We start from the raw sequence: 25,565 nt of genomic DNA on the forward strand, positions 1-25,565 counted from the left end.
TGCAATATGCACGAACGTCTGACCCACGGCGCAGAGTTCTTCCAGCCGTTCCTCATACGCTTTCCGTGAAATACACTGCCTGGGTCGTCGACCTTGTCGTAAGCATCCGGCGTGGACCGCGGCTAGCCTCTGGCATATCCGCCGCTGTGACCTCGACACCGCTTTCGATGCTTGGTGGTAACCGCTCCATTGTTACCGCAGTGACTGAGCCTTAATTCGGCTGTCTCTGACCTGCCCCCCAAGGCTCCCTCATTTATAACGAGAGTTTGCGGGTTTGGATTTCATATTCTTCATCGTCAGTCTGGGCAAGCGCGTCGTGCGCGGAGCCTTCAAATTTCTCAAGCGCTCGACGCGCTTCTGCGGGTGTTTGGTTTTCCAGCGATGAATGCGGTCTGACGTTGTTGTAGTCGTAGCGCCAAAGGGCCAGTTTGCGGCGGGCATCGTCTAACGTGTCAAACAGTTCTTCGTGAATTATAGCCGAAAGTTGACGGGGCGGTAAAAAGTGGTCGTCCGAGCGTTTGTGGTGCCCGTTTCTACACTTTTTGATTGCGCAATTACCCTTTGCTTTCATGCCAGCGCCGCAGATCAGGCGACAGGCCCGGCTTTATGCCTGAACTGCCGTACATCTGCGGATATTCAGTCCTAGGGCGCGCAGATTGACTGTGTATCGCATCGCAGGCATGCCACGAACCCGCAAATGCGCAAGGTTCATCTGATATTTCAGGCGTGACATTGTCGCTTCGATGCCCGCGCGCCAGCGATAGATTTCTCGGAATGTATCGCTGCTTTCGTAAAGTCTTCGTTTCCGGTTTTTGGCTCGTGTTGGCGTGTATTGAAAGCGAGCGAATTGCCCATCGTGTTTCTCTGCCTGCACAAGACAGCGTGCCCTGTCGGGGCATTCCCTGCATGTGGAAAGATCTAAACGCGCCTGCCGTTTCGTGGTTGACGCAGAGGTCGACACCGGTGCGACGCCGTTTGGACACTCGAGCACCAGACCGGCCTCATCGAGGCTGAAGTCCTCGAGGGTCAGGCACCCTGAAGAGCCGCCTTTGGCCGTCCGTGCTGGTGCCGTGAGGTCAATACTGCGGTCATCGGCCAAGGTCATGTTGTCAGCCGACCCATAATGTGAATCGGCCAGCAACACTTTCGGCGTGAGCGAGCGGTCGGCAAGGTCGTCCAATGCGTCTGGCAATCGGTGCCCGTCATGCACTGTCATCTTGTGAACCGCCACATGGGTGATCAGATCGGGTGACCGGGGTTCCGCTTTATGCGTGGGACTATCATCTTCGGCATAGGTTTCGACGATCTGCGCCATATAGCCCAACCCCTTGTGAGCATTGTAACTGGCGTCTGGATCAGAAGGGTTGCTGACGCCATCGCAGGACATCTCCGCTGGTTTGCGCGGCATGGCGATTGTAGAGAGTGTATCCTCATCCTCTCCTTGTGAAATCTCGAACTGCTCATTCAGGACCTGATCCAGCAACAGATATCCGGGCATTTGTGCAGCCGCCGTATTTCTGAACTGTGTCACAAGTTGCAGCAGATCGCGCCCGGCCTCATCAAGCCTGCGCCGGGACGTGCTTGGTGCTGTATTCGAAAAGCAGCCAGCACCTGTCCGATCAACATATCGCCGGATGATGTCGTCATCGATCAGCGCATGCAGCGCGGGATCAAACAGCTTAAGCTCACGCGCAAATTTCGAAATGGTCTCGACGACGATCCCGAGCCGCGTAAGGCTTCGCATGGCCGAGCGTAACGCGGTAGAATCCATGCGCTGGCGGCTGGTATCCACCGCAAAGGCACGCACCAGGCGATCAGTCATACTACGGAACAAAACCTCATCGAGCCCTTGTGCAATAAAAAGACGGCGATAATTCCGCAAAGTCTTCTCGCAGAAATAACAATCCGCCTCGAAACGTACATCCAGAGCATGATGCCAGGCCATGTTGAAAGCCAATGCCTCAACCGTTGCTGCATCGCTTAGATCGTGCAATTGTTGCAAGAGCAGAACACCGATGACGATGTGGAAATCCTTCGATGGACGTCCCATACGCTCGTCAAAATGAGGAAACAGTTCATCAACCGGAAGCTCTTCAAGAAGATGGTTTCTGAAAACCTCAGCCCAAGAGCGATCCAGCAGCCGACGCCGCTTCTCGCCCAATTCCGACCGGCGATCAAACAAATCTCCGGTCCGTCTGTCACGCAATGTAATCATGCTTAAATATAGACCGACTGGCATCCTAATTGAACCGACTTTTCACCGCCCCGTCGAAAGTTGGTGACGGCCCAGATGGGCGGCATATCATAGCGTTGTTAGGACGCCGCAATTCTCATTGAGAAAAGGATATGCCACATGACCAAGAATACAGTAATCGACTTCACGAAACCAAGCGATTTTTTACCTGATCCGTTAACAGATGTGCTGCGCGCAGGAGCACGGGAGATTCTGGCCACTGCGGTGCGCGCTGAGGTGTCGGAGTTCCTAGCAGGTCACGTCCACCTTTTGGACGACGAGGGTCGCCAGCGGTTGGTACGGCACGGGTTTCTGCCGGAACGCGAAGTTTTGACCGGGATCGGCAAGGTGTCAGTCCAGGTTCCTCGGGTGCGAGACCGTGGGGCAAACGCGGATGGCTCGAAAGTCCGTTTCAACTCGTCGCTTATCCCGCCCTATTTGCGCAAGGCAAAGTCTGTGGAGGAATTGCTTCCGTGGCTCTATCTCAAAGGCATCTCGACAGGGGACTTCAGCGAGGCACTGGCTTCGTTGGTGGGCCCGGATGCCGAGGGGTTGTCATCCTCGACAATCACACGTCTTAAGGCAACCTGGTGGGACGAGTATGAGGTCTGGCGCAAGCGCGATCTGACAGGAAAGCGCTACGTCTACATCTGGGCCGATGGTGTCTACTTCAACCCGCGCCTGGACGATGATCGTCAATGTATGTTGGTGATTATTGGCGCGGACGAATACGGGGACAAGGATGTTCTTGGTATCATGGATGGGTTCCGTGAGAACGCGGACAGCTGGCGTGATCTTCTTCGTAGCCTAAAGAAACGGGGACTAACGATTGCGCCCGATCTGGCCTGTGGGGACGGTGCACTGGGCTTTTGGACCGCACTGCGGGACGTGTATCCCACGACGAAAGAGCAGCGCTGTTGGGTCCACAAAATGGCCAACATCACGGGCGCGATGCCAAAGCCCATGCATGAGAAGGCCAAGGCGGGGTTGCAAGACATCTGGATGGCCGCAACGAAGAAGGAAGCAATTGCCGCCTTCGATCTGTTTGTTGAAACCTACGGAGTGAAATACGAGCGGGCGGTCAAAAAGCTGACCAAAGATCGTGACGTGTTGCTGACCTTTTACGACTTCCCAGCCGAACATTGGAAACACATCCGAACGACAAACCCAATCGAAAGCATCTTCGCCACCGTCCGCAATAGGACCCGCAAGACCAAGGGCTGCCTGAGCAGGAAAACGGCCCTGTCGATGGTCTTCAAGCTGATGATGTCAGCCAAGAAGAAATGGCGAAAGCTCAGCGGCACAAACCGACTGCCCGAAGTCATTCAAGGGGTTGAGTTCAAAGACGGGATCAAGCAAATTCAAAAAGCCGCCTGATTAGACCGTCACCAACTTTTGGGCATAGCTCGAATCATTTGATTGCATACGGACTGTCTCTCCGCCATCACGCTGGCGCATGCATTTATGGATAAATATCAAATACTTACGGGCAGCCTCTTGATTGCTACCACCCACGCTTAGATTGTATAAGCCCCAATTATCTGTATTCCCTGCCTAATGATCCAATCAGCACTCGAATTCCATCGTGCAGCCCCGCGCTGGGCTACGCTCCTCCGACATAAAAATGGCCCCACCAAAGCAGGGCCATCCACTCAATTCAAATTGGTTTTAGAAGCTTTCGTTACACTCGCGTGCCGCTTCCATCGCTTTGAGCGTCCCATCCAAGTTGATGATAAACGCATATTCAGCCCCCGGGAAAACCGTCATTGTGTATTGTTTGGCAATGTCAGTTGCGAGATTAGAGTTCACTTCGGCGCGGAAATATCCGCCTGTATACCCGTTGCTCACATTGGCCCGCATGCCTTTAGATTCACCCTTGTAATAGTTGTCGCCGACAATAATCTGCAACTCTTGAATTTCGCCTTCTTTAATATCAGTTTCATTCTGGGTAAAAACGCCGAGATATCCAATGGCATGATCCTTCGTAAGGCCCATTTGAACTACATTCGGCCCATCTTTGCGCTCAATCATACAGGACTGGTTGTCCATGTCTTTCCAGACATTCCACCCTTCAACCATACCTACTTCTTCAAATGAACTTTGTGCGGAAGCAGCAGACGCCCCCAAAGCAATCAACGTTGTCGCAGCTAAAATTTTCGTGACCGACATAAGTATTCTCCATTATTAGGTGATGCCTTCTGGCACCAAACACAAATCCACATCCAAACCCTAGCCGTCCCCTTGCCGTGGTTCAATCCCATTCCCGCTCAAAAACGCCCCTTTACACGTCCCTCCGGCATGGCCCCGCGCTGGGCTAAACCTTAGTTGGGAAGGTGGTGAGACCCTCTGGAAGCTCCGTCGTCATTTTCATTTCCGGGACTTCTTGTGCCCGGACCATGCCTGTCGGCAACAGAATGGCTAAAGCCATTGCTGTGTTTTGAAAAAGGTGTCGTAAGACAATATTCAGGTCCTCCTTTGCGTTTCAGTTCAAATAATCTATTGCTATGTCAGTCTAACAGGTTGCTGAAAAACGGTTTTCCGCCAAAAAAATGCGCACTACATGTTGATCGGTGACCGATACTATCAATATGCAGCGCGCCAATTGGGCTATATTGAATGTCAGCCGGAGTTTTTCAGCAGCCTGCTAAATGTCAGCTTTCAAACCGCCTTAATTGCGTCGATTATCCCTTCGCGCCACACCTGCTACACTCACAGGCGTCAGAGGTCGTCCGACCACCGCTTCGGCGCTCGAAACAAAGCTGTGAACGCCATGAACACCTAACCGTTCTCCCAGATCCAGTCCGCCAGCCCCCAATACGAAGGCAAACACAATCAGTCCAAGTCTTTTCGATACAGTCATTTTCATTCTCCTGTCTTAAAGTGGCCTGGCAGTTCGCTCATTTTACCAGCGAGATCAGCCGCGTCGATTTGTGTGGCGCTTGTCGTGTTTTCAAAAACAAACCCACCTGTTTCTGCGTCGCTTCCTGTCATCCAGTTATTGAACTGGATGCTGTATTGCGGCCCACCGGCAATATCCTTCGACGTCACAACATACCGGCATGGATAGGGCCTGTCGCCATGAGCGATCCAGATCTGCCAGTCAACCTCGTCGGTTCGGAAGGCAAGAAAATCGCATTCCACCCCGCCGATAACTCCGCTGCCCAAATCCTTTACATCGGTCACGCCCTGCATCATCTGGTCATATGAATCTGAAAGTAACAGGTGGGCCGCTGGTGGTGACCGGTCAAGTTTTGTCTTCATCGTATCGATCAGATCATCAATCGAACCGGGGGCATCAACCTGCACGTACATATTTGCCGTTTTGCCGAGCAACGTTAAGGTTTTCCCGTCAAAGAATGTCTCTGTATCGGCAAATCCGCCCGAACGGGTCGTGTGGATATTTCCGGGACGATTCAAGGAAACGGTTCCCGAACTGACAAGAGCGAGGCGCTGGTCATCTTTCGTAATAACTTCCAGGCTTGCATCATAACCAAATGAGACAGCATCCTGAGAGGCGATGTAGTCCGACATGGATTTCAAAATGGACTTGGCATCTGCTTCGTCCGCAGCGACCGCAGTCGGTCCAGTCATCCCAAGCACCAAAATCAGTGCGGGGGCTGACAAAGCTCCTCTGACAGTCGAAAGAAGGTTTCTAGGTATTCTAGTCATTCTCATTTACCTTTCTTTACAATAATTGCCCAACCAGGGCGTTTCGTTGTGAGCTGCCCCACTTGAGTGGTCCAATTTGAAAGTTAGTGCATGACTGGTCTTTGGTCCATCTGAATGATGGCTTCGGGCGCAGGTGGGCGATAGCCCAAAGCACTGTGTGGTCCATTGCCCGGCGGTCGATACGTCGTATCGATGAGAGGGGTTTGGTGTTGTAGTGTTTCCTCCATCGTTCGATGATTATTTGGGCTTCGCGTAGTGAGTAGAATATTTCTCCGTTTAGCAATTCGTCTCGCATACGGCCGTTAAAGCTTTCGCAGTAGCCGTTTTCCCAAGGTGACCCCGGTTCAATATAGGCCGTCTTAGCGGGACAACCCCGCTTTTCCTACGGGACCCATGCCGCCGATACGAGACCGGCGGCATGAATATTGGTTAACTTATACAGGGTCTGCGGCGCGCTCTTCCTGTTTACAGTCACGTTTGTCTCCACCAACGATACCCTCCTCCTGGCGACAATCTTGACGAGCGTCGCGACGGTCCTGACGGCGGTCAATATTCTCTGAACAAGCGGACAAGAAAACTGATACTGCAATCAGTGGCAAGATAATCAGGGCCTTGGATGTTGTTTTTCTAGTAGTAATTGGTATTTTCCCCATTTGGTTTGGTTGGTTGTTCTTGTTTTACTAATTGCTAATTGCTAATTGCTAATTGCTAATTGCTAATTGCTAATTGCTAATTGCTAATTGAAATTTAGCGTATTTTCGCGTGGTTTGATGAACAATAAGTCTACTACACAACCTAAATTTTGTTTTTCGACAAGCATTCAATCGCTTGGGTACCATGTTTGTTCAAACCCCGGCACTGTCCGTGGAAAACTCTGAAAACTTGAAGCGGTGCATATTCGATTGATCCTATCCGAAAAAGCCGTAAGAAATCAAGGGCAGCCAAATGCCAAATTTGCGTTTGGACAGGTAATTGCTTTTCCTCTGACATTGCCTCTTGACCGTCTCAAGTTAGTTTAAGCTGACAATGCCCGCGCAAGGCATCACCAACTCCGTGCGCTGATGAACCAAGCGTCGCCCCCCCCGGAACAGCACCGCTCTGGCCTGCTGCTCTTGCAACTTCGGGGCGACAAAGCGCATCTCGGGCGCTGTGCCGCAATCATAATCGCTTCGGCATCGGCGGCGTCATTCTTCTGACGTTTAACAAAAGGCCGCACGTATGATGCGATCAGCTTCACGTCGTGGCCAAACCTAACCATCTAACGCGCCCAGAAATGAGCGCTGCCGCAAGCCTCCATTACCACCAGCGAGGGCGACGGGTCTGCCATAAATTTTCGAAACTGCGGTCGCGTAAGTTTCTTGCTGTATTTTAGGTGGCCCGTCATTGACGCAAAGTGGATTTGGAACACAGCCTTTGCCAAACCCACCCCAACCCTTGTCTCATTCATTTCGCCGTCCTCTCCGCTTAGTGGCTCTTCCAAGATCACATCATGGCACATTGCGATGCCGTCTGAGGAGGGCTGCAACCACTCCATCTTACAACAACGAGCGACCCAACATGGTAGCATCCGCAATGAAACTGAAAATGGCCACGTAAGTTCTAAAGCGGCACCCCGTTAAAAACGGGGGAATTACCGCCACCCTGACCTTCACAACCGAGTTTCCTTTGACGCTGCCCTAGTCTGGGTTACGCGTCATTTTTAGTTAAACCTTGGGAGCCCGGGAAAACGATTGAGGTCGTAAGGCGACAAAATAATAAAAACCAATTGCTTTATCGAATTTCAACGATAGGGTTAAGGTGTGTGGGTTCATTGACGCCTAGAGAGATCCAACTGAGTGAATCTTGAGTGCCGAGCCATTTTCAGTTAACTCTCAATGAGATAGGATCTTAAGGGAGAAAAGCGTTGAGTAACCTGGGTAAAATAAATCGAGGCCTGCGAGCGGCATTTGCGGATAAATCAGTACGAACGGTTTTAGCCATTTCAACAGCTATTGTTTTATGGGCTTCTGTTTTTTATCGCTTCGTTGAAGGTTGGTCTTGGCTGGATTCTATATACTTTTCTGTCGTGACAATTTCTACAGTTGGGTTTGGAGATTTCTCGCCCGAGACGGCTGCTGGTAAGGTATTCACAATTTTTTACATCATCATCGGTCTTGGTGTTTTTGTAACTGCGGCAACGACTGTGGCCGACGCAATCATCAAGCAAGCAAAAGAGGGGGAAGACGACGCGTAAGCCTCGAGCTTCTTCAACGCGGACCCTCACTGCATCCCGTGTATGTTCTTGCAAGTTCGACAACGTTTAATTTGCAAGTGCTACAGGATGAAAGCGGGTTGGTCTGCATATAGAGCCAAATCAATGCTCTATCGCTAACGAGGGTATGCGATGGTTGTATTTCATAAGTTTGGCCTTTCGATGTCTGCTTAAGTAGGCACATTAATTTCAGGCTCGACTGACCGAGACTGAACGCTTTTGGGGAGTTTCTAATGGGTAAGACAGATGACGCACGAATTGTTGACCTAGTCGTTCGGCTAGTTTTCTTGGGGTTGTTCATTTACAGCGCCATCGTAATGGTGGCCCCTTTGGCAAGCGTTGTGATTTGGGCGGTCATACTGTGCGTGGCTTTGTACCCTTTATATACTTGGCTTGAGCAAAAACTCGGGGGGAGGAAATCTCTCGCCTCTGGAATCATAGTCCTTCTTGGTCTTGCCCTCACTTTAGGTCCCGTAGGTTCGGCAATCTCAGGAGCGATTGAAATCGCGCGGAATCTTTCTGACCAAGCCACCGCCGGAACTTTGAAAATGCCACCCGCGCCCGAGGGTCTTAAGGATTTACCCCTCGTCGGCGGTAAACTCTCTGAAGTTTGGTCAGTCTTTGAAAAAAATCTGGGGGATGCCTTAAGGACTTACGGACCACAAATCACGGAAGTCGGCATGGCTATTTTTGGACGCGCCGCGGGAATTGGGATGAGTTTGCTCGGTCTAGCGCTCTCCGTGATTGTCATGGGTTTTCTGTTCTCACCTGGCCCCAAACTTTCTCTTGGCGTCCAAGGGTTTGCGAACCGAGTGTTTGCTCCACGCGGTGGCGAATTCGTTGTGATGGCTGGTGCCACAATTAAAAACGTCACAAAAGGCGTGATTGGCGTTGCTGCAATTCAAGCCGTGTGTGTTTGGGTTCTCCTTGCTCTCTTTGGGATTCAGTCGGCCGCAACTCTCGCTCTGATATGTTTGATCCTATCGATCATCCAGCTTGGCCCCATGATCGTTCTCATTCCGGTCGCCATTTACGCATGGAGTTCCATGTCAGGCGGCGCGGCTCTCGCATTTACTGTTCTTGCCATTCCAGTTGGTATCATGGATGGTTTTCTCCGCCCGATTTTCATCTCCAAAGGATTGCAAACCCCAATGCTGGTCATTTTGATCGGCGTCATCGGTGGTATGATGGCTTATGGACTTATCGGTGTCTTCATGGGGCCGGTTTTGCTGGCCGTATTCTACGAATTGTTTACGCTTTGGTTGGCGTCTGATGCCGATGAAACCGTTAAAGGAGAGGCTGAATGAAGCGCACGATCTGGTCCACACTTGCCGTTCTGCTGGTGTTTCTATGTTGGTATATCGCGGCGGATCGGAGGACTCCTTTCACCGGAAATGCACGTGTGAAAGCCATCGCAACACTTATCGTTCCCCAAGTGTCAGGCGTTGTGACCGAAGTATTGGTCGCGAATGGCCAAGTGGTTTCTGCGGGGGACGTCCTCGCGCGCATTGATCGCAGACCCTATGAGATCGACAAAATGCGCGCCGAGGCGGATTTGGAATCTGCCACTCAAGATGTAGGCGCATCCTCGGCGCAAGTCCGCGCGGCCCAAGCCACGTTAACAAGGGCGCAAAGCGACCTCGACACAATGCGCTTACAGACTGAACGTGTTTTCGCGCTGGAGAAAAAGGGCTTAGTTCCCATTTCAAAAGCGGACGACGCCCGAAAAGAATTGGCAAATGCGGAGGCTCAAAAAGACAATGCGGTTGCTGATTTGGATCGCGCAAAGCTTCAACTGGGAGACGCCGGTCAAGATAATCCAAAAATCCAGAGAGCGCTTGCATCCCTTTCCGAGGCCGAATTGAATTTGGAGTGGACTGAACTTAAAGCCCCTGCCTTAGGCGTTGTGTCCAACTTACTCGTGGCCCCCGGGACCTACGCGCACAGTGGACGGGAGCTTCTGACTTTTCTTGATGCTACAGACGTCTGGGTCGAAGCCTATATGACTGAAAATAATATTGGGCTCGCGAAGGTCGGAGATCCGGTCGAAGTCGTTCTCGATATGCACCCTGGCCAGATTGTCGACGGTGTTATTGAAAGCTTTAGCGGTGCTGTTTCAATTAGCGGTGGAGACACGGCGGGAAAGTTAGCAAGCGCACCCAGTGCAACTGGATTTTTAAGGGAGCCTGAGCGGTTTCCTGTGCGTATTGTGTTGCCTGGCTATGAGGCAGGCTCTCTCGAAGACGATCTTAAGTTTCAATTAAATGGGCAAGCCGATATCATAATGTATCTAACGGACAGTTCATTATTGAACTTCGTTGGCCGTGCATACATTCGTTTGGTTTCTGTTTTCAGCTATGCTTACTGAAGATTACAGATCCGTCGTAAGGCTGGCCGTTGGGACAACTGTGGTGTTTACACTCGGATTGGCTATGGGGTGGCCATTGGCCTTTATCGGCGCCCTTTTTACAACGCTGTTTCTGCAAGCTCCGGCCCCTATGCCCCCTAAAGTGTCATTAAAGCTGTTCACTTTGGCGCTTCTGTTGATGATCACATCATGGGTTCTTTCGTCCCTTCTTTCTCCCTATCCATTAGTGTTTCTCGCCGTCGTTTGTATTGGGATCATAATGTCTTTTACGTGGTCTCTGTCTGGGGCTGGAATTCTACCGGGTGTCCTTGCGCTCATGGCGGCGATGATGGTTCCGAACGTCGTTTTCCAATCACAAGAAATAGCCCTCGTACTCGCGATTTGGATACCTATCAACTTGCTCATCGCGGGGTATACCTCGGCTCTCATGTTTCTAATCATACCTGTAAGAGAGCCCGCCGTTGCGAAAGCCCCGCCCAAGCCCGCGCCGGAATTCGATTCACTCCGACGTCTCCTGAGAATGTCGCTGGTGACAGTGCCATTTGCGCTCATTTTCTTCATTTCAGGCTCGAGCGCTCTTCTGGTGCTTTTCTTCGTAGCCTTACTCTCACAGCAACTTGCAGCCATGGCTGGAGCCGGAAAAAACGTAGGCAAGGCGATGCTGATCTCAAACGGCCTTGGGGCCGTCGTCGCAATTCTTTGCTTCGAGATTAACGTGATTGCGCCAAGCCTCGTGACTCCTGCTTTGTTGTGCTTGCTGCTCTGCTTGTCCTTGGGCGCGCTTGGTAAGTCAAAAAGTAAACTTGCCCCCGCTGCTGGGTCCGCAATTACCACGGCTTTGGTTATCTATGGTGGATCCATTGGATTTTTTGCCGATGAAGCTGACGCAAAAAGCATAACGCGGGTTTTGCAAATTGGGAGTGCCGTTATGTTTGTGATTGTAGCCTACATTGTCGTCGATGAGTTTTGGCCGGAGCGAAAACCACGCAACGCGGTTTAAGGGAAACCGCACCGAGGTGGTGTCAGACAAATTCGAACTCGTCTCAGCTAGGCCAGTGAGACTGCCCTTTATGCCGCGCAAAGACCGCGCCACTCAGCCAGAGCAGCAGTGCGGTTCATCTTGAAATGATCTCTTTGGGAAAGGGTGCGCTCCTGATTAAAATGGTTGTGGATGGAAGCATGGACGGAAACGAATTTCTGCAAGGTTCGCATGCGCCTAAAGCGGATCATGGCACGCTCTCATCGTCGAAACGGCAAGTGCGAATTTTCAGCGCGATTGTTTTTCCAACGACCCGTTTCCTGTTTCGCCACGTTACCAATTACCTTCATCGCGGCGCCGTATGAGCGAAGTTTGTCGGTTACTAGCACCTCGGCTCTGCCATGACGTTTCATGGTTTTCTTGAGGAATTTCAATGCAGCCTTGCGATTTCGACGTTTCGTAACGTAAGATTCCAACACTTCACCCTCGTGATCCACGGCACGCCATAGATAGTGCAGTTCGCCGTTTATCTTCACAAAAACCTCATCCAAGTGCCACTGCCAATTCGAGTAACATCGCATCCGACTAACCCGCTTTCTACGGATCTCAGCAGCGAACATTGGGCCAAATCGGTTCCACCAGAAACGGACGGTTTCGTGGCTGACATCGATGCCTCGTTCATGCAAAAGATCTTCCACATTTCGAAGCGAAAGAGGAAATCTGACGTAGAGCATCACAGCAAGACGGATGATTTCAGGGCTCGTTTTGAAGTAGCGAAATGGCGAAGGTTTTGTCATCCGCAAACGCTACAAAACCGCCCGACCCTGTTCAAGTCAGTTTCTTCTGACAGTGCCCCTGGGCCCATTCCGAGAAGCTGAGGTTGGTTGTTATGATGACGCTGGTCTGCTCATAGAGTTTGCTAAGCAGATGGAACAGCAGCGCACCGCCTGACGAGCTGAACGGCAGGTAACGTCGGCTTCTAATACAGTCATGGTGTCTTCGCCCCGCTTGCCCGCTTCTCCTCCGACATGCCACAATAGAGCTCAAGGGCAGCCTCTATACCGTCCCGCCAAATCAGGTCTAACCAAAGTTCAAAGGCTGAAGTGAAGCTGCTTTCTTTTGCTAAATCACCATAAATTGATTTCTGTTCTAACCAGGTCATTGGCCGTTCACGAGCCGCTTGGGCAGTGCTATTCAGATCGTCCCAAAACGGATCGTTAGGCTCAATCTGACTGCCATCCTCTCTGCTGCCTTCGCACATACGGGCCCACATCGCTTCGATCAGAGCGAGACCCTCGATAGGTGTGCCTGCTGCCAGCGCATCACGGATGATCGGGTGCAAGAAGCCTGCGTGCCGAGACGATCCATCAAAGGTCACGCGGCGGGTCGTGTCGCGAATCTCGGCGTTCGCAAAGCGGCTGGTGATCAGGTCTATATAAGCAAGCTGCGTCATACCCGGCACGGCGGCCACATGCGGTGCGATTTCCTGCGTTTCGATCTTGCGGAATAGCCCCAAGATTAGCGGGTGGCCCATCGTAGCTGCTATAGTATCAACTGAAAGCAATTCGCCCGGTGTCGCAACAATTTGGTGCCCTGCGTTCAACAGGCGCAGCTTCATCGCCTCAAATGCATGGACATCAGGAGTGAACGTCGCACCAGCCTTGTCCCAATCGGGGCGACCTGCACAAAATTTGTCCTCGATCACCCACTGACGAAAGTTTTCATGGGTCACAGGAGCGCCGTCATCGACACCAAATTCTTTTACCAACGCAAGCTCGGCTGGGCCAGTTGCGGGCACGATGCAATCGACCATCGCATTCGGGAATGTCACGTTCTGGTCAATCCACATCGCCAGATCAGGATCGGACAACATTGCAAGGCCAACGACCGTTTGACGCAAAACGTCTCCATTACCTTGTAGATTGTCACAGCATTGGCACGTGAACGGGCCCACGCCGCTGTTGCGACGGGCCTTTAGTGCAGCAACTATCGCGCCGAACGCTGTTTTCGGACTGTCGGGGTTGGCGGCGTCATGCTTGAGGTCAGCGTGCTGGGTATCAAGCTGGCCGTTCGCAGACTGATAATAACCGCCCTCGGTCACGGTCAAGGCCACGATACGAATAGCGGCTTCGGACAAATTCGCAATCAGCGGCGCGTTGTCGTCGGCAACCGGAATGAACCCGATCATTGACCCAATCACTTCGGCAGACTTGCCGGACGGGTCGAGCTCGATCAGCGTTGTCAGACAGTCTTGCGCCAACAGGCGATCACGCTGTACTGCGTCCCCTGCTCGCACACCTGCGCCCAAAATCGCCCAGTCCTGCGCCAATCCCTGATCCATCAAACGATGCAGATACCACGCCTGATGCGCGCGGTGAAAATTGCCCAACCCTATATGAACGATGCCAGCCGTCAGGTCAGAGCGATCATAGGACGGCGTCCGCACGCAGTCAGGCAGGTTTGCCAGATTTTCAAGACTCAGTTTCATCAGCTCATCCACTGTCCGCCGTCGACGTTATACGTCTGCGACACGATATAATCGGAGTCCGGAGAGGCTAGGAAAACCGCCATGCCAGTCAAATCAGCGGGGACCGCAAACCGTCCAGCAGGTACACCTGCGGCGACCTCGGCCTTTTTCTGACCAGGTTTTTTATCTTCGAGCTTGGCAAAAATCGCATCGACATGGTCCCAATGTGCGCCATCCACGACACCTGGTGCGATGGCGTTCACGTTAATCCCATAACGGATCAGATCGAGGCCCGCAGACTGTGTCATCGAAATAACGGCCGCTTTCGTCGAACAATAAACCATGACCAGTGCCTCGCCTCGCCGCCCGGCTTGGGACGCCATGTTGATAATCTTACCGCCGTGGCCCTGTGCAATCATCTGTTTGGCCGCTGCCTGCATAGTGAACAAGGTGCCCGCAACGTTGACCGAATACAGTTTGTCGAAACTGGCCCGGGTGATATTGACGGTTTCGGATGCATCAAACAACGCGGCATTGTTGACTAAAATATCGAGCTTGCCAGATCGTGCAACGACCGACGCGATGGCCGCGTCGATGCTTGCTTGATCAGATACATCGATCTGCACCGCGTAGGTTCCACCGCCCAATTCCGCTGCAGTATTTTGCGCGGCGGCGAGGTTGATGTCAGCAATCGCGACGGTAGCGCCCTCGGCAACGTAACCTTCGGCAAAACCACGCCCTATACCGCGCGCAGCCCCTGTAATCAGGGCCGACTTACCGTTCAGACGTGTCATGCGATGCGCAGTCCCTGCGCGTCAAATCTGTGCAGCTTGTCCATATCGGGGGTCAGATAAATGTTTTCGCCGTGGCGTGCTTCAATGTCACCCGTGATACGAACCGTCATCATGTCCATCAATCCGGTTTCATGGATGTGGATGAACGTGTCTGACCCAAGATGTTCGGCCACGCCAACAGTGCCCTTCCAAAGACCTTCAGTCTTGGAAACAGCCAAATGTTCGGGGCGGATGCCAATGGTTGTGGCATTATGCTTAGCCGCTTCCGCACCTTCAATCTGGTTCATTTTAGGGGAACCGATAAAGCCCGCGACAAACTTGTTGCGTGGTGCATGGTACAGATCAAGCGGGGAGCCGACCTGTTCAATAATACCAGCCTGCAACACCACTATCTTGTCGGCCATAGTCATGGCCTCGACCTGATCGTGGGTCACGTATATCATTGTTGTTTTTAGCTTTTCATGCAGCTCCATTATTTCAAGGCGCATGCCAACACGTAAAGCCGCGTCAAGGTTAGATAGTGGTTCGTCAAACAGGAATGCCGCAGGTTCGCGCACAATCGCACGGCCAATCGCCACACGCTGACGCTGACCACCGGACAACTGACCCGGTTTGCGATCCAGATAATCCGTCAAGTTCAACGCTGCCGCCGCAGCCTCAATCTTGGCGTCTTGTGTTGCCTGATCCAGCTTTGCCATACGCATCGGAAACGCGATGTTCTTGCGCACAGACATGTGCGGATAAAGTGCGTAGGATTGAAACACCATCGCCAGACCGCGTTTGGACGGTGGCAGGGCCGTGGCATCGCGACCATTGATGTCGATGTGCCCAGCTGTGGTATCCTCAAGACCCGCAATCAGACGCAACAGCGTGGATTTACCACAACCCGATGGCCCGACGAAAACAACGAATTCACCTTCGTTAATTTCCAGATCAAGTGGCGGAATGACCTGAACATCGCCAAAGTTTTTAGTGACTTGGTTAAGGGTAATCTGTCCCATGTATCAGGTTCCTTATTTTACCGCGCCAAACGTCAGGCCACGGACAAGTTGTTTCTGGCTGAACCAGCCAAGGATGAGTATAGGAGCAATGGCCATCGTAGAGGCCGCACTGAGTTTCGCGTAAAACAGACCTTCAGGGCTGGAATAGCTCGCAATGAAGGCTGTTAGGGGTGCCGCTTTCGCAGCTGTAAGGTTGAGGGTCCAGAACGCCTCGTTCCACGCCAGTATAAAGTTCAGCAGCATCGTGGACGCGATACCAGGGAGCGCCATTGGCGTCAGAACATACAGAATTTCTGATTTAAGACCGGCTCCATCCATCCGCGACGCCTCGAGGATTTCAACCGGAATTTCACGGAAATACGTGTAAAGCATCCAGACAATGATCGGCAGGTTGATCAACATCAACACAATCGTCAGGCCGACAACGCTGTCCAGCAACCCCATCTTAATGAACAAAAGATAGATAGGGTACAGCACGCCAACAGCTGGCAACATCTTGGTTGAGAGCATCCAGAGTAGAATGTCTTTGGTCCGGGGAGATGGCACAAAGGCCATTGACCAAGCCGCAGGGATCGCAATCATGATCCCGAGGATCGTTGACCCCCCAGCGATGAAGATCGAATTCCACAGAAACCGGCCGTAGTTTGATCGTTCCATCACCGTTGTGTAGTTTTCCGTGGTCCAATCAAAGAACAGGAACAGGGGTGTGTCATTGATGGCCTGCGCTTCGGTTTTGAAGCTGGTCAAGATGGTCCACAAGATTGGGAAGAAGATCAGTAGACCGATGGCCCACGCAATCGTCGTATTGATCGCTTTGCGTTGTGTTGTGACGGAACGTGCCATGTGTCGCCCTCCCTCAGTTATCTAGGTTTTTGCCAACGATGCGCATCAGGAAGATGGCAACGATGTTTGCAAGGATGATGGCATAAACGCCGCCCGCAGAACCAAGTCCAATATTCTGACTTTCAAGCACACGCTGGAAAATTAAGTAGGACAACGTACGGGTACCGAACGCACCGCCGGTGGTCACGAAAATCTCGGCAAAGATCGCCAGCAAGAAAATCGTTTGGATCAAGATCACGATTGTAATAGCGCGGCTCAGGTGGGGAAGCGTGATATAGATAAATCGCGATAATGGCGATGCACCGTCCATCTCGGCCGCTTCGAGCTGTTCACTATCAAGGCTCTGGATTGCAGTCAGCAAGATCAGCGTCGCGAACGGCAACCACTGCCAGGACACAATCAAAATAAGCGACGGCATTGCCGCATCCGACAGCCAACTGACCGGCTCTGCACCAAAGAATTTCCAAAGATGAGCGAACAGACCGTTCGTAGGGTCCATGAAGATATTCTTCCACACCAGCGCCGATACGGTTGGCATTACGAAGAACGGGGCGATGACAAGAATCCGGACGACCCCTTGGCCCCACATAGGTTGATCGAGCAAAATGGCGAGCAAAATACCAAGGATGATCGTAATAGCCAGAACGCCGCTAAGAATGATCAGCGTCGTTAAAATTGCAGGCCAGAATGAACTGGACGTTACAAAGCGGACGTAGTTGTCAAATCCTGCCCAGCCTAGGTCTCCGCCACGCAGCGGTAGATAATTGCGGAACGAAAACCACAACGTCATCGTCAGGGGAACCAACATCCAGCCCAGAAGCAGGATCACGGCGGGAGCCATCATCAGACGGGCGGCTGATCGGGAAGCTTTGGTAGCCATTGGAATTCAACTCCTCTTTGAACAGACTGGTATAGAAAAGGCGACCATGTCTGTCGCAGCTTTCGGACGGCATTCGAGTTGGTGGCTTGCTTGTGATCAGGGGGCGACACACGCCGCCCCCTGATGTGAAGTATAGGTTTAGTAACCTGCAGCTTCCATTGCTTCGGTCGTAATTGCCTGCGCCTTAGCTAGAGCTTCTTCGACGGTCTGCTGACCTGCATAAGCTGCCGAGAATTCCTGACTTACTTCGGTGGCGATGCCCGCGAATTCAGGGATAGCAGCGAACTGGATACCAACATATGGAACCGGATCAACTGTCGGGTTGGTCGGATCAGCCGACAGGATAGAGTCCAGCGTCATCTGAGCAAACGGGACCGCAAGGTAGTCAGGGTTCTCATAGAGCGATGTACGCGCACCAGGAGGAACGTTAGCCCAGCCTTCGTTGGCCGCAACCAGTTCGATGTAGCCAGTGCCAGTTGCCCATTCGATGAACTGCTTAGCTTCAGCTTCTTGCTGGGTTCCAGCTGGGATCGCCAGAGCCCAAGCCCAGAGCCAATTGGACCGCTTACCCAAACCAGTATCTGGTGCCAGTGCAAAACCAACAGAGTCAGCAACAGTTGAATCGTCGCCTGTTACGAAAGACGCAGCAACCGTTGCGTCAATCCACATGCCACATTTGCCTTGGTTAAACAGCGACAGGTTTTCGTTGAAACCGTTTGTCGGGTAGCCGGCTGGTCCAGAAGCATCCATCGTGTTCTTGTAGAAGTTAAGCGTGTTTGCCCAAGCATCTGTGTCAAACTGTGCATTCCACTCTTCGTCAAACCAGCGTGCACCGAAAGAGTTGGACATTGCTGTGATAAAGGCACCGCCCTCACCCCAACCAGCCTTACCGCGCAGGCAAATACCGTTGATTTCAGCGTCACGGTCCGTCATCGCAGCCGCAGCTTTAGCGATGAACTCCCATGTAGGGGCTTCCGGCATTTCGAGGCCAGCAGCTTCCATAAGGTCTGTGCGATACATAACCATTGAGCTTTCACCGTAGAACGGTGCCGCATAAAGCGTGCCGTCATGGCTCAAACCGCCTGCCATTGCGGGCAGGATATCGGCAACGTTGTATTCAGCAGACAGATCGTCAAGCGGGACGAGCCAGCCCTGCGCACCCCAGATCGGGGTTTCATACATACCGATTGTCATGATGTCGAACTGGCCACCCTTTGTGGTGATGTCCGTCGTAACGCGCGAGCGCAGAACGTTTTCTTCCAGCGTGACCCATTCAACAGCAATACCGGTTTCGGCTGTGAATTGATCCGTATAGCCCTGCATACGAACCATGTCGCCGTTGTTCACGGTCGCGATGGTGAGTGTCGCAGAGTGACTGTCTGCGGCAGCGATGCCAGCAGTCAGGCCCAAGCCAACCACACTGGTCAGTAGTGTTTTCTTGATAGACATTTTGATCCTCCCTTTTTTACGTGTGTAAACATTGGCGCTGAAAAAGCTGTGAGTCAAGACTGTTTATCAAACACTAGAATGCTGCATTGCGGCGTTTGCCGTTTGGTCAAGCAGACTCGCGCAACCTCAAGCTCCCCTCAAATAACTGGACCTTAGGGTTTGCGGGATCTATCTCCGCCCCCTGAATAATTTCAATGAGTCGGGAAACTGCCGCCTTTCCAATCGCTTCAAAGTTCTGCTCCACTGTGGTCAGCGCTGGCGTGACAAACGGACACAAAGGATAATCGTCGTGACCCGCAATGCGCAAACCGCCTTCACGGCTCCGACCCGGCGTTAACCCGTGCCGCATTGCAGCACGCAAAGCGCCGATCGCGACGCGGTCATTTACACAGAGAATCGATCTGTCGGTATACAGCCCACGGGAGAAAAAATCGTCCAAGACAGCCTCACCATGAGCCTCAAAATGCCAACCTTCACCAACCATCTCGGTACCAATAATCGTAGCTTCAAACCCCATTTCATGCATCCGTTTGATATAAATTTCTTCGTGCTGAACAGCGTTAAAGTTCACACGAGGCATGCCAAGAAAAACCGGGGGGCCACCAACGCGGCAAAGATATTCAATCATTAAACCAAAGCTTTGCGTGTGATCCGTGCCGACGTATTCAACATTCGGCATCGTCTTGGGTCGCGAGTCAACAAGAACGAACGGAAGGCGTTCACGGAGTTTTTGATGAACGTTAGCGTCACTTTGGTTCCCTAGCGGCACTACGAGCGCCCCATCAACATTCATCGACATAAACGTCCGCGCAGCGCGCGCTTCGATCTTTGGATCCGAGTGGGAACACTGCGTGATAACAGTAAAACCCGCATCCATTGCAGCCATCTCAATTTGCTCCAAGAGCCTAGTGAAAAACAGGTCATTCAAGTAGGGAATGATAACGCCAATAATGCCTGTCGTCTTGCGATTCAGGCGGGTCGCAAAGAAATTAGGGACATATTCAACCTTGCCCAACCCGGCCTCGATCCGTGCCACGGTAGCAGCCTTAATGAGCGTGGGGTTTTGAAAATAACGAGATAGTGTTGGACGGGACACGCCGATCGCAATCGAGAGTTCTTCCATAGTGTTGACACGCGGCTTATTCATAACAGGTCTCCTTATTCCCAATTTCTTCCATGATACGACTTCTTTAGCTCAAGTCGATATTTTTTTTCGCACGTAAAGAAAGTATCACAGTTTTTACATTGAATGGAGTATTATTGCCCAAATTCCCGCCTAGCCCAGCTTTCACCTTGGTGTAGAGATATCTACAGAGCCGTTTTTTACGCTTGCAGGCAGCTGGATAACATCCGTCCCTGCAGCTCAGAATAGCCTCTTCGTTTATTGGCCGCCCCTTAATTGGTATCAATCCTTTCCGAGCTCCCAGCATTCAAAAACAGGCCAGCCTACGATCTGGGAAATCCCACAAACGAGGTGCCCATTTTAACCCAAGCAGATGGAATAAGGCAAAGACGTGACCTGACACCCCGCCGGGGCACCGTCAGAGGAAATTCGCTTGAGGCGGGCAGGGCAACTAACTAGCATTTGACTATGAAAAAATGCTCTCCATTTCGCTATTTCAAGACGTCTCCTGAAATCATCCGTTTAGCAGTGATTCTCTACGTTCGATTTCCACTTTCGCTTCGAAATTGGAAGATCTTTAGCATGAACGAGGCATCGATGTCTGCCACGAAACAGTCCGTTTCTGGTGGAACCGATTTGGCCCAATGTTTGCAGCTGAGATCCGTAGAAAGCGGGTCAGCCGGATGCGATGCTACTCGAATTGGCAGTGGCACCTCGATGAGGTTTTTGTGAAGATAAACGGCGAACTGCACTATCTATGGCGGGCTGTTGACCATGAAGGAGAAGTGCTGGAAAGCTATGTCACCAAGCGTCGGGATCATAAGGCCGCGTTGAAATTCCTTAAGAAAACCATGAAACGTCATGGCAGAGCCGAGGTGCTAGTTACCGACAAACTTCGCTCATACTGCGCCGCGATGAAGGTAATTGGTAACGCGGCGAAACAGGAAACGGGTCGTTGGAAAAACAATCGCGCTGAGAACTCACACTTGCCGTTTCGACGACGAGAGCGTGCCATGCTTCGCTTTCGCCGGATGCGAACCTTGCAAAAATTCGTTGCTGTCCACGCTTCCATCCATAACCATTTTAATCAGGAGCGCACCCTTTCCCAAAGAGATCATTTCAAGATGAACCGCACCGCTGCTCTGGCTGAGTGGCGCGATCTTTGCGCGGCATAAAGGGCAGTCTCACTGGCCTAGCTGAGACGAGTTCGAATTCGTCTGACACCACCGCTCAGGGGCATAGTACAAGCGCTTGGGCTAGTAGGATTTTTCGTTAAGCGATGTGCCATCGCCTTGAACGGGCGCAGAAATGTCCTCCCGTTTGCTTGGATCTAACAAGGAGGTTTCGCTTTTACCGGGTCTTTTCTGTGCCACAACTTATATCCCTTTAAGGGTCATAAGGCCGATTATTGGCCGGATGTATTTGGCCGAACAATATAGACAGAACACTTGGCCCGCCGTGCAACCCGAGAGGCTGTGGACCCCAAGAAATAATCTACAGCAACTGGGTGATGCGCGCCCACAATAATCAGATCGGCACCTATCTCGTTGGCCACTGCCGGGATCCGCACACCAGCTTTGCCCGTCGTAATCTTGCAGTCAATGTCGTCTGCATGTCCGGCCGCGGCCTTAAGCTTTTCCATCATTCGGGCGGTCAGGTGGTTTTCAGATTTGACAGTCACGAATTCGGTCGCAAACCCCGGGATTTGTTCAAGCACCGTCAACAGCGTGATCTTGCCCCCTAGTGCAAGCATCTGGCGCGCAAGGGCAATCTTTTCGGCGACAAGGACTTCGTGGTCAATAGCCACTGGGATCAGAATGGACGAGGGCATGATCGTGTTTCCTTCTTTAGGCGTTATGTAGGGAGGATGGGCAAAAACTTCAGGGCAAGCGCCACAGCCACTGCTAGAAATAATGTCTCGGCCACCAGCAAGGCTGCCGCGGGTTTGCCGACCTTCAAAATCTCTGCCGGGCGGGTCTTTAGCCCGACCGCCGCAATTGCTGTCAATAGCAACCACCCCGATGCGTCAACTGCAATCGAAAGCAGGACGGCGGGTAAGGTTACAAACGAATTCAGCATCGCAAGCAGGATAAATGCCAGAACAAAGCTTGGGATCAGTGGCGGGCGTGCGCCTGACGGATCAGGCATCGAAGTGCTACGCAAGACCAAGGTCGCCAGAACCACAACAGGGGCCAGCATGGCGACCCGCAACAGTTTCACCAAAGTCGCCGTCTCGCCGGCCTGTTCAGAGATTGAAAAACCCGCACCAACCACCTGTGCAACATCGTGAATGGTGGCCCCCAAATAGATGCCAGCCGTCACATCGTCAAAACCAAGCGCCTGGCTGAGGATAGGATAGATAATCATCGCGATCGTCGACAAAATGGTGACACCTACGACCGTGAACACCAGCCTGTCGTCTGATTTTTCATCCTTCGGCAGGATCGCGGCGATGGCTAGGGCGGCAGAGGCCCCGCAGATTGCAACAGCGCCTGCCGACAGAAAGGCAAAACGATAGCGAAAGCCGAAAAGCCGCGACGCAGCAAAGCCAAAGCCGATGGTCAACGGCACCATCAGCGTCACCATCGCAACAATGGGCCAGCCAAGCCCACTCATCATCCCAAAACTGATGCGCAACCCCAACAGCGCCACGCCCAACCGCAGCAACGTCTTTGAGGTGAATGCGATGCCCGGTCCGCAGCGCGGATCATCGGCCAGAAAGTTCAGGCTGATCCCGAACAAGAGCGCCAGCAACATCGAAGGAGCACCATAGTGCTCAGACACGAACTTGCTTGCCATCGCGATGATCATCGCCACCAATCCGCCGGGTATTAGTGATTGAGCGCGAGACTGCATGGCGGCCATATTCATGGGTTTCATCCTAATAGGTTAAGTTCGGCAGGTGTGACCACTGGTACGCTACCCGCCGTCGGCGAAAGTTTTAGCAAGGTTTAGATAGCCTGACTGAACCAACAGCCCGTCGGTTTCAGCGCTGTGGATGGCCTCCCGCCTACGGGTGCCAGGCAGGCGTGCGCCTTCCATGGCCTGGATCGTATCAAGCAGGCTGCTGACCCGGACCAGAAAATCTGAATTTGCATCGGGGCGAATGGCAATCAAGGTTTGCCCGACCATGGGCGCGGGCCCGTCGGCGGTAAAAAAAGATCCGGCCTCTTGGCTAAAAGCACTGCCGGTAAAGGCAGCGGCAAGGATTTCGACCATCAGGGCAAGGGCTGTACCTTTAGCCTCGCCAATGGGGATCATTGTGCCTTCAAGGGCCGCTTTGGCATCGGTTGTCGGTTCGCCCTGCGCATCCAGCGCCCAACCTAGTGGGATCGGTTGGTTGGTCTTATGGGCATTCATCACCTTGCCACGGGCAACCCGCGACAATGACATATCGAGCACCAAAGGATCACCTGCGGCCTGCGGTGTAGCAAAGGCAATCGGGTTGGTGCCAAAAACGGGCTCTTTTGACCCCCATGGCGCAATCGCTTTGGGGGCATTTGCCATCATCAGCCCGATCATGCCCGCTTTGGCAATTTTTTCGACCTGTACCGAAAGCGCGCCGCAATGATGCGAATTGCCCACGGCCATGATCGCGATGCCCATTTTTTCTGCCACGGGCAGCCCCACTTCGAGCGCCGCGTCAAGCGCTGGAAAGGCAAAGCCCCGATCCGCGTCAATCAAAATAGACGATGGCCCGCGAAGGGTCGTGGTGACCTGAGCGCTTAAGTTAATCTTGCCCGACCGCGCCTGAGCAATATAATCGGCCACGCGAGAAAATCCGTGTCCGCTTTGGCTTTCGGCCTCGGCAGCGACAAGCGCTGCGGCGACAGAAACGCAAACGTTGGGCGGTACACCTGCCGCAGCAAGGGCGGCGTGGATTAGAGCCGTTGCATCGGCAATCGAAATACGGGTTTTATCAGTCACTGGTCACAACCTGCCTTCGGCATGGTAATGGGCGGCCCTGCATGCAGGGTCGCCCATTGGTTCATTATGCGCTGCGATACAGCTTGGTCATCGAGAACTCCCGATGCCCAAGGGCCTCGGCTGCAGTGTTGCGGCCATTGGCAGTCCGGCGGATCATTTCGATCAGCGCATCGCCAGCCTCGTCGATGGTCTGCTCGCGGCGCAAGATACCAGACACATCGACATCAACATGCTCTGACATGGTGCGCACTGTGCGGGGGTTTGCTGTGATCTTAATCACAGGCACGATCGGGTTGCCGACCACGTTGCCCTGCCCAGTTGGGAAAGTATGGATCACGGCGCCACCGGCAGCCATCAAGGTCACGCATTCCGCCGCAGCCGAGGAAGAATCCATGAAATACAGACCGTTGCCCTGACCCGGCGCTTCCGCTGGTTCAAGAATGTCGATGAACTTCGACGTACGCCCGATTTTTTCAAGGTTGCCAAGGGCCTTTTCTTCTATGGTGGTCAGACCGCCTTCGATATTGCCTCTGGTTGGCTGGCTGTCGGACAGGTCATCAGTCTGGTGCGCGAAAATCACATCGTTCTGATAGGCCTCCCACATCTTGTACCAGCGCTCGCCGACTTCTGCGTTGATCGCGCGCTCTTTACAGATGTGTTCTGCGCCGGTGATCTCGGATGTTTCGCCGAAAAAGCCGGTGATGCCTTCGGGCAGCAGCTTGTCGTACATGTTGCCGACCGTGGGGCAAGACCCCAGCCCAGTTGTCGTATCGCTTTCGCCGCATTTGGTAGAAATCCAAAGCTCACTTATCGAACATTCTTCGCGCTGAATTTCAGTCGCGTGATGCACAAATTCCTTGGCGGCCCAGGACGCGGCGCGGATGGTCTCGAAGTCACCTTTTTGCTCGATCGAGAATTCGGCCACAGGCTTGCCCGTCGCGCGAATACCATCGGCGATCTTCTTGGTCCAACCGGGTTCGATCCCGATCACAACGACGGCCGCGACGTTGGCGTTGGCACCAGTGCCGATGATCGTGCGGAAGTGGATATCAAGGTCTTCGCCAAATTGCAGACGGCCATAAGCGTGGGGGATCGCCATGGTGCCTTTGACGTTATTGGCCACAGCTTCGCATGCGGCGTTCGAGATATCGTCGACGGGCAGGATGAGCACGTGATTGCGCACGCCAACCCGGCCATTTTCGCGACGGTAGCCCTGTACGGTGATGTTTGAATATTTGGATGTCATGTTATTGGTCCTTACCAGCGCTTTGTTTTGCAGTTTTGGGTGTGGACGTGTTCGCCCTGACCGACATCGGTAATGATCTTGCCGATGTCCTCGCCGTATTTGATAGCGGTTTCGCCCGATTTCAGGTCTTTCAACGCGATCTTGTGACCGATTGGTACGTCATGCTTGGCGGTCAGGCGGAAGGTCGAATTATCGTGGGTGATACAGCAAAGCATATCGGTGCCTGCGGTCAGGCCCTCGACCACGACGACGCCGACATTGTCGGCCTCTTCGTGAACAAGCATTTGCGGAATTTCGTTCGGGATGGGTTTAGTATTGGTCATCAGCGTCTCCAA

22 protein-coding genes and 5 pseudogenes are annotated in these 25,565 nt (G+C 52.7%); 6 read left to right on the forward strand and 21 right to left on the reverse strand.

Going from position 1 to position 25,565, the window contains the following annotated elements:
* Window positions 1-253 precede the first annotated feature (253 nt).
* Both AB9F27_RS12815 and AB9F27_RS12820 read right to left on the reverse strand, forming a co-directional pair.
* Window positions 254-475: pseudogene (locus AB9F27_RS12815) on the reverse strand (integrase core domain-containing protein); the annotation flags it as partial.
* 129 nt (window positions 476-604) lie between these two features.
* On the reverse strand, window positions 605-2,206 hold the full coding sequence (locus AB9F27_RS12820; protein WP_335586487.1) for a transposase: 1,602 nt from the start codon (window positions 2,204-2,206) through the stop codon (window positions 605-607).
* Between the two features lie 147 nt (window positions 2,207-2,353).
* Between AB9F27_RS12820 and AB9F27_RS12825 the strand changes: the two genes are divergently transcribed.
* Complete coding sequence (locus AB9F27_RS12825; RefSeq protein ID WP_335586488.1) at window positions 2,354-3,610, forward strand: IS256 family transposase; 1,257 nt, start codon at window positions 2,354-2,356, stop codon at window positions 3,608-3,610.
* 291 nt (window positions 3,611-3,901) lie between these two features.
* On the opposite strand, the gene AB9F27_RS12830 is transcribed toward AB9F27_RS12825, so the two are convergent.
* From AB9F27_RS12830 to AB9F27_RS12845, 4 genes and pseudogenes are all read right to left on the reverse strand, one after another.
* On the reverse strand, window positions 3,902-4,402 hold the full coding sequence (locus tag AB9F27_RS12830) for a hypothetical protein (protein WP_335586489.1): 501 nt from the start codon (window positions 4,400-4,402) through the stop codon (window positions 3,902-3,904).
* 499 nt (window positions 4,403-4,901) lie between these two features.
* Complete coding sequence (locus AB9F27_RS12835) at window positions 4,902-5,093, reverse strand: hypothetical protein (RefSeq protein WP_335586490.1); 192 nt, start codon at window positions 5,091-5,093, stop codon at window positions 4,902-4,904.
* 2 nt (window positions 5,094-5,095) lie between these two features.
* A complete protein-coding gene (locus AB9F27_RS12840) occupies window positions 5,096-5,824 on the reverse strand; it encodes a DUF2092 domain-containing protein (RefSeq protein WP_369757792.1) in 729 nt (242 codons plus the stop codon).
* Between the two features lie 194 nt (window positions 5,825-6,018).
* A pseudogene (locus AB9F27_RS12845) lies at window positions 6,019-6,263 on the reverse strand (transposase); the annotation flags it as partial.
* Between the two features lie 1,542 nt (window positions 6,264-7,805).
* Between AB9F27_RS12845 and AB9F27_RS12850 the strand changes: the two are divergent.
* From AB9F27_RS12850 to AB9F27_RS12865, 4 genes are all read left to right on the forward strand, one after another.
* Entirely contained in the window at window positions 7,806-8,135 is a 330-nt protein-coding gene (locus AB9F27_RS12850; RefSeq protein WP_335586492.1) for a potassium channel family protein, read from the forward strand.
* 251 nt (window positions 8,136-8,386) lie between these two features.
* A complete protein-coding gene (locus tag AB9F27_RS12855) occupies window positions 8,387-9,460 on the forward strand; it encodes an AI-2E family transporter (RefSeq protein ID WP_335586493.1) in 1,074 nt (357 codons plus the stop codon).
* On the forward strand, window positions 9,457-10,521 hold the full coding sequence (locus tag AB9F27_RS12860) for an HlyD family secretion protein (RefSeq protein ID WP_335586494.1): 1,065 nt from the start codon (window positions 9,457-9,459) through the stop codon (window positions 10,519-10,521). Before AB9F27_RS12855 ends, AB9F27_RS12860 begins: the two co-directional genes overlap by 4 nt.
* Complete coding sequence (locus AB9F27_RS12865) at window positions 10,511-11,521, forward strand: DUF2955 domain-containing protein (RefSeq protein ID WP_335586495.1); 1,011 nt, start codon at window positions 10,511-10,513, stop codon at window positions 11,519-11,521. Before AB9F27_RS12860 ends, AB9F27_RS12865 begins: the two co-directional genes overlap by 11 nt.
* A gap of 68 nt (window positions 11,522-11,589) precedes the next feature.
* On the opposite strand, the pseudogene AB9F27_RS12870 reads toward AB9F27_RS12865, so the two are convergent.
* From AB9F27_RS12870 to AB9F27_RS12915, 10 genes and pseudogenes are all read right to left on the reverse strand, one after another.
* A pseudogene (locus AB9F27_RS12870) lies at window positions 11,590-12,297 on the reverse strand (IS6 family transposase).
* Window positions 12,298-12,331: 34 nt separating this feature from the next.
* A pseudogene (locus AB9F27_RS12875) lies at window positions 12,332-12,469 on the reverse strand (ATP-binding protein); the annotation flags it as partial.
* Window positions 12,470-12,488: 19 nt separating this feature from the next.
* Window positions 12,489-13,988: a mannitol dehydrogenase family protein gene (locus AB9F27_RS12880; RefSeq protein WP_369757793.1), complete on the reverse strand. Its 1,500-nt coding sequence runs from the start codon at window positions 13,986-13,988 to the stop codon at window positions 12,489-12,491.
* A complete protein-coding gene (locus AB9F27_RS12885; protein WP_369757794.1) occupies window positions 13,988-14,761 on the reverse strand; it encodes an L-iditol 2-dehydrogenase in 774 nt (257 codons plus the stop codon). Before AB9F27_RS12885 ends, AB9F27_RS12880 begins: the two co-directional genes overlap by 1 nt.
* Entirely contained in the window at window positions 14,758-15,762 is a 1,005-nt protein-coding gene (locus tag AB9F27_RS12890; protein WP_369757795.1) for an ABC transporter ATP-binding protein, read from the reverse strand. The genes AB9F27_RS12885 and AB9F27_RS12890 overlap by 4 nt, the downstream gene beginning before the upstream one ends.
* 12 nt (window positions 15,763-15,774) lie before the next feature.
* Window positions 15,775-16,605, reverse strand: a complete 831-nt coding sequence (locus AB9F27_RS12895; RefSeq protein WP_369757796.1) for a carbohydrate ABC transporter permease — start codon at window positions 16,603-16,605, stop codon at window positions 15,775-15,777.
* 13 nt (window positions 16,606-16,618) lie between these two features.
* Window positions 16,619-17,485: a carbohydrate ABC transporter permease gene (locus AB9F27_RS12900; protein WP_369757797.1), complete on the reverse strand. Its 867-nt coding sequence runs from the start codon at window positions 17,483-17,485 to the stop codon at window positions 16,619-16,621.
* A gap of 138 nt (window positions 17,486-17,623) precedes the next feature.
* On the reverse strand, window positions 17,624-18,934 hold the full coding sequence (locus AB9F27_RS12905; protein ID WP_369757798.1) for a sugar ABC transporter substrate-binding protein: 1,311 nt from the start codon (window positions 18,932-18,934) through the stop codon (window positions 17,624-17,626).
* Window positions 18,935-19,040: 106 nt separating this feature from the next.
* A complete protein-coding gene (locus AB9F27_RS12910; RefSeq protein ID WP_369757799.1) occupies window positions 19,041-20,081 on the reverse strand; it encodes a LacI family DNA-binding transcriptional regulator in 1,041 nt (346 codons plus the stop codon).
* A 283-nt stretch (window positions 20,082-20,364) separates the two neighbouring features.
* Window positions 20,365-20,460, reverse strand: a complete 96-nt coding sequence (locus AB9F27_RS12915; RefSeq protein WP_369757800.1) for a Tn3 family transposase — start codon at window positions 20,458-20,460, stop codon at window positions 20,365-20,367.
* A 65-nt stretch (window positions 20,461-20,525) separates the two neighbouring features.
* Between AB9F27_RS12915 and AB9F27_RS12920 the strand changes: the two are divergent.
* Window positions 20,526-21,232 (forward strand): annotated as a pseudogene (locus AB9F27_RS12920) (IS6 family transposase).
* 230 nt (window positions 21,233-21,462) lie between these two features.
* Here AB9F27_RS12920 and AB9F27_RS12925 read toward each other — a convergent pair.
* The 5 genes from AB9F27_RS12925 to AB9F27_RS12945 all read right to left on the reverse strand — a co-directional run bounded on the left by AB9F27_RS12925 (window position 21,463) and on the right by AB9F27_RS12945 (window position 25,553).
* Window positions 21,463-21,888: a universal stress protein gene (locus AB9F27_RS12925; RefSeq protein WP_369757801.1), complete on the reverse strand. Its 426-nt coding sequence runs from the start codon at window positions 21,886-21,888 to the stop codon at window positions 21,463-21,465.
* 23 nt (window positions 21,889-21,911) lie between these two features.
* A complete protein-coding gene (locus tag AB9F27_RS12930; protein WP_369757802.1) occupies window positions 21,912-22,928 on the reverse strand; it encodes a YeiH family protein in 1,017 nt (338 codons plus the stop codon).
* Between the two features lie 48 nt (window positions 22,929-22,976).
* Window positions 22,977-23,984: an Ldh family oxidoreductase gene (locus AB9F27_RS12935; RefSeq protein ID WP_369757803.1), complete on the reverse strand. Its 1,008-nt coding sequence runs from the start codon at window positions 23,982-23,984 to the stop codon at window positions 22,977-22,979.
* Window positions 23,985-24,048: 64 nt separating this feature from the next.
* Window positions 24,049-25,230: a UxaA family hydrolase gene (locus AB9F27_RS12940; RefSeq protein ID WP_369757804.1), complete on the reverse strand. Its 1,182-nt coding sequence runs from the start codon at window positions 25,228-25,230 to the stop codon at window positions 24,049-24,051.
* Between the two features lie 11 nt (window positions 25,231-25,241).
* Window positions 25,242-25,553: a UxaA family hydrolase gene (locus tag AB9F27_RS12945; protein ID WP_369757805.1), complete on the reverse strand. Its 312-nt coding sequence runs from the start codon at window positions 25,551-25,553 to the stop codon at window positions 25,242-25,244.
* Window positions 25,554-25,565 lie beyond the last annotated feature (12 nt).

It is taken from the genome of Falsihalocynthiibacter sp. CO-5D18, assembly GCF_041205445.1.
Classification (GTDB): domain Bacteria; phylum Pseudomonadota; class Alphaproteobacteria; order Rhodobacterales; family Rhodobacteraceae; genus Falsihalocynthiibacter; species Falsihalocynthiibacter arcticus.